Origin of the sequence: Bernardetia sp. (assembly GCF_020630935.1) — a bacterium.
GTDB lineage: Bacteria > Bacteroidota > Bacteroidia > Cytophagales > Bernardetiaceae > Bernardetia.
Genome location: NZ_JAHDIG010000126.1, coordinates 1 through 5,371, shown reverse-complemented (window position 1 = coordinate 5,371; position 5,371 = coordinate 1). Strand labels below are relative to the sequence as shown.

General features: G+C 34.0%; 4 protein-coding genes. 2 read left to right on the top strand and 2 right to left on the bottom strand.

The genetic code is table 11. The annotated features are described in order from the left end of the window. Both QZ659_RS19965 and QZ659_RS19960 read left to right on the top strand, forming a co-directional pair. A partial coding sequence (locus QZ659_RS19965) for a hypothetical protein (protein ID WP_291728773.1) occupies positions 1-625 on the top strand: 625 nt, incomplete at its 5' end. A 46-nt stretch (positions 626-671) separates the two neighbouring features. Further along, positions 672-902, top strand: coding sequence for a hypothetical protein (locus QZ659_RS19960; protein WP_291728771.1), 231 nt, complete (start codon positions 672-674; stop codon positions 900-902). An 81-nt stretch (positions 903-983) separates the two neighbouring features. Here QZ659_RS19960 and QZ659_RS19955 read toward each other — a convergent pair whose 3' ends face one another. After that, entirely contained in the window at positions 984-4,016 is a 3,033-nt protein-coding gene (locus QZ659_RS19955; RefSeq protein ID WP_291728769.1) for a type I restriction endonuclease subunit R, read from the bottom strand. 53 nt (positions 4,017-4,069) lie between these two features. Then, positions 4,070-5,371 (bottom strand): restriction endonuclease subunit S (locus QZ659_RS19950; RefSeq protein ID WP_291728768.1); only part of this gene is annotated, 1,302 nt, incomplete at its 5' end.

The window sequence follows — 5,371 nt, the reverse complement described above, 5'->3', positions numbered from 1 at the left end:
AGCCAAAAACGAAGTTATGGACAAGCTGGACGGAAAGCTCACAGCTTCGGAAAAGTTATCTGAAACTAGAATCCTTTTAGCTGAATCTGAAAATTTAGACCTTGCGTTACTGGTTGGCTTCGTAGTTTTTATCTTAGAAATCATTTGCCTTCTATCGTATCGCTATAAATTTATTTACCTCAGAAATACAGAGCGTGAAGGAGTAAATTTTGATGTACTACAAAAGAAAAACGCTTTGCACGGTAGCAAAAACAATGATTTTGATATGAGTGAGCTAAAGGGTTTTATCAAAGATTTTTTTCAAAATCTATCAAGTTCTATCCAAAACCAAGCGAATCAAACGTTTTCTGCACCAAATCAAGCCTATTCAAGACAAGCAGCAGGGTTTCAGACCGAATCAAAACACGAATCAAAGACGAATCCGATAGGTTTTGAGTTTCCTAACGCATCAAATACAACGGATTCCGTTAAACGCAATCCGTTGGAAAAAGGAAATAGAGAGTGTGTTCATTGTGGAAATCTCTATATTTACAAAGTAAATCATCAAAAGTATTGCTCCAAAAAGTGTCGTATGGAACATTGGGAGGAAACAAAAGGTGTAAAACTGAAATTCAAAAAAGAGTGATTTATTTACATTCTATTCAATATTTTTATATAAATCTTTTTCAATTATGAAGAAAAAACTCGGTTATTTACTCGTATTTATTGTTTGGTGTTCAAGTGCTTTTTTCGGTTATCACATAGCATATAAAACTTTCAACGCTCTAATGATAGCAGATTGGATGTTTATTCCTGCTTCCCTTATATTTTTAGTAGTTTATTTGTGTACAGGATGGAGCTTCTTTTTTGCTGTTATAGAAATCATAAGCAAAATTCAACGATTTTTTGGGTACGAAGGATAACAAAAATAAAAGCCGAATCACTTTAAAATGATTCGGTTTTTTTTATTTTTATACATATTTTCTAAAAGAACTATAATAAAATTAAAAAGAAGACTTATTCATCATTTGCTTCATAGTATCAAAAAAGGCTTGTCTAAAGGATTCATCTTGCGTGTAAAGTTTGTATAAATCTAACTCTTTTCTACGCTGTTGCATCATTACTTCTTCCAATATTTTTTGAAAAGCAATATCTCTATTTTGAATGTCTTTATTGTTAGCAACCTTTGTTTCATAGTCTGGGTGAGCCTGTACATGCTTAGTAAGCATTACAAACTTTACTCGTTGGTCTTCTGCTGTGGCATCCCAACCGTGAAACCATCTTTGATTAAATGTATTGATAATCTCATCTAATAAATCGTGTTCACTTTCTCCTCCATGCGCTCCTCTAGGATTTGCGTTCTGAGGTTTTATTTCTGATTCTGCATCGTCTAAAACGATAGAATGACCTAATGTTTTCCTTTCTAAGCCGTAAGTAGATAAATCAACGGATTCTAGTAAGTCGTCTATTATCTCGTCTGATTTTGTTTTGACAATCAGTTTAGGAATTAAGAATTTGAGAAACCAAAAGAGCTTTTCCCAAGCTATCATTTCATAGGGAATGATGGACGAAATCTGCCCATAGACTTTTACAAACTGTTTTGCTTTAATCTTGAAATCTGCTTTCTCTTTGTCTTCTAGTTCCAGTTCTTCATTAAAACGTGCTGCTGCTGTGTCAATAATTGGACTTAATTCTTGTGCATCCTTTCCTAAAAAGAATTTCTCGACAAACTCCTCAATTTCGCTTGTTTCGTAAACTCCTACTTCGTCAAGAGTAGATTTTAGCTCATGAAGGACATTTACATCCGTAGCTTCACTTAGTGTAGTTGAGGTATAGAAAGGGTCAAAAGATTTTTTAATATCTACAACGCTGTTGAAGAAGTCCAAAACAAACAAATCTTCTGTTTTTTTACCGTACTTACTTGCTGCTCTATTGATACGAGAAAGTGCTTGAACTGCCAAAACACCTTGTAGTTTTTTATCAACATACATTACGCATAGTTTAGGCTGGTCAAAGCCTGTCAGATACTTGTTTGCTACAATAAGTAATCTGTATTCATCGGTATCAAACTGTTTTCTTGTATCAGATTCTGAAAAGCCGTTTAATAAGGATTCTGTCCATTCCACACCATCTACTTCCTTTTTGCCTGAGAAAGCAACAACAATTTTAAACGGATTACCTTTCTTCTCTAAAATGCTTTTCAAAGCTGTATAGTAACGAATGGTAGTTTCTATATTTTGGGTAATTACCATTCCTTTTGCTTTTCCTTTGAGACGTTTTGTATTGACTACTTGACTTATGAAATGCTCAAAAATTACTTCTGCCTTTGTATTGATAGTTCGTTTATCACTTTCTACGAATGCTTTTAGTTTCTTCTGAGCCTTTTTACTATCAAATAAAGGATTGTCTTCAATAGATTTTTGAATTTCGTAATAGCTCTTATAAGTGGTGTAGTTAGCAATTACATCTAAAATAAATCCTTCCTCAATCGCCTGTTTCATTGAATACAAATGAAAAGGCTTGAATGAGCCATCCTTTTGTAATTCGCCAAATTTCTCTAAAGTAGTGTTCTTTGGTGTAGCTGTGAAAGCAAAATAAGAAGCATTGCCTTTCATTTTACGAGCCTTCATCGCTTTGATTATTTTGTCTTGTACGTCCTCTGTTTCGTTGTCTTCATTTTCCTCTGAACGATTCCCCATTGCAGTATTCATTTTTCCTGCTGTTGAGCCTCCTTGTGAACTGTGCGCTTCATCAATGATTACGGCAAAACGATTGCCACTTAAATCGGCTATTCCATCAATGATAAAAGGGAATTTTTGTATAGTTGTGATAATGATTTTCTTTCCTTGTTCTAAGCTCTCTTTCAGTTCTCTTGAAGAAAAAGCTGGAGCAACAATATTTTTGACTTCTGAAAACTCTTTGATATTCTGACGAAGCTGTTTGTCTAACAAACGCCTATCTGTAACCACAATAACAGAATCAAACAGAGGACGGACATTAGAATCTGTACTTGTTTTTGGATAAACTTCTATAAGTTGATAGGCAAGCCAAGTAATAGAATTAGATTTGCCTGAGCCTGCTGAATGCTGAATCAAATAGGTTTTGCCTACACCATTGTTTGAAGTGTCTTTTATGATTTTTCTTACTACATCCATTTGATGATAACGTGGAAAAAATAGCGTTCTCTTACTAAGTGCGTCCGTAGATTTTCCATCAAAACGGACAAAATGTTGAATGATATTCGCCAAACTTTTTCGTGTCAAAACTTCCTCCCAAACGTAGGCTGTTTTGTGTCCGTTCGGATTGACTGGATTTCCTTTTCCGTTGTTATTGCCTTTGTTGAAGGGTAGGAAAAACGTTTTTTTACCTGCTAATTTCGTGGTCATGTAGGCTTCATCCGTATCTAAGGCAAAATGAACCAAACATCTTCCAAAGTTAAGTAAAGGCTGTTTTTCGTCTCTATCGTTCTGATACTGGCGAATGCCATGTACTTTTGCACTTTGTCCTGTCCAATGGTTTTTGAGTTCAATAGTGCTTATAGGCAAGCCATTGACAAACAAAACCATGTCTATGGATTCGGAAGGATTATCCAAACTATAATGAAGCTGACGAGTAAGGCTAAACTCATTTTTTTCAAAGTTATCTTTTACCGTTTGGCTACTACCTACTAATGGATATTGATAGAAAAATGTAAAGTGAGCGTCCTCAACATCTAACCCTTTACGCAAAACACGCAACAAGCCATATTTTTTTACAGTACGGTCGTAACGCTCTATTATTTTGAGCTTCCAATCGGTAGAACGCTGTACTTTTTTGAGTTCCTTTTCTTGTGTGTTTTCTAAAAAGTGCCAAAAACGGTGTTCATCAATGGCATAGCGTTTATTAAAATCTATACTTCTTCCACTATAAAAATGGTCTCCACCGTACAAATTATCTGTATGATGATTTTCATTTGTTTTTAACTGCTCAGAAGAAATGCCTACTAAACATTTTTCAATCGCAATTTCTAAATCTAACTCTCTTGTTTTTGAAACCATTTTTAGTATAGTTTTTAGATGTGATGTATAGTGTGATAGGTAATTAGGCTCTGTTATTCACTTACTTTTATTTTCCCTGTAACGGCTGCATCTATCAAGACCGATTTGTATTCTTTTAGCTTCTTGATTTGCTTTTTTTGTAATGAAATAGCTTTATCTATTTTTTTAGAAGCTGATTCTATATGAGATACGATTTGTTTTTGTTCAGATAGTGGAGGGACTAGAAATAAAAAGTTCTTAAAGTCTCTTTCGTACAAATGAATGATTGTAGAACCTCTTGAAACTATATCTATCTGACTTGTAAATAATTTAGAGTTTAGCGACCAATAAAGGTATTTTACAAATATTTCTTCTATTGTTCTAAGAAGAAACACTCCACTATTTAGAGTAGCCTTTTCCTTTAAATTGGAAACAATGGCTGTTTTTCCTATTGTTCCGTCCTTTGTAACTAATAAATCATTATTAGCCACTTGAATATTCTTATCCATTTTGTACCAATACTCACTTACTTTATAACAATCTTTAAAATCTATTTTGCCATCTTTAAAGTCTGTTCCTGTTATGCAGTAGGCTTCTCCCTCATCTGTAAAGTCAGAAGAGTTTAATCCATGAAACCCTATTCTAGCCTTCAAAGAAGAAAAATACTTTAATCTTTTAACCTCCCAATGCTCAGGTATTTTTCCAATCCATTCTATACCACTCTCTTTTAGTTTTGCAGTTTTATCAATTCCTTTCGTAACGGCATCTTGAATGATGATTTGTTTTCGCTCTTCTAAAAGAGAAATAAGCTGTTGTTTTTGGGCAATCGCTATGTCTATATCTTTTGTTTTTTTGTCTAGGAAGTTGGCTATTTGGGTTTGTTCAGATAGTGGGGGGATAGCAACTTTGATATTTTTCATTTCATCATATCTAGTTGTCCATAAATCAGCTACAATGCCATGACCCATTCTATAAAATTCTTCAATAAATGAATAACCTTTTAACAAGTAATTACAAAATATTGGAGATATTCCTTTTGGTTGCATTACAATATTGATAAGAGAAACAGAACCATCTTCAAAGGCAATTCCACTAGAGCCTTTTCTGTCAGAACGACTATTAATAACAAAATCGCCTTTTCTTACTAATTTTCTATTATCTCCATCTTTGCTTTTTGCTGCCGTAGCTAATTGAGGTACAATTCCGTTTTTGGTAACTGATAAAGGTGGAAAATCCTTATCAGAAACCTTAGTACGACGTTCTTTAAATTTATTACCTAATCTCATAACTTCCCAATGCTCAGGAACTTCCCCAATCCATTCTACGCCTGAGCTTTTGTAAGCAGGGTATTTTTTAATGTTTTCTGTCTTGATTAG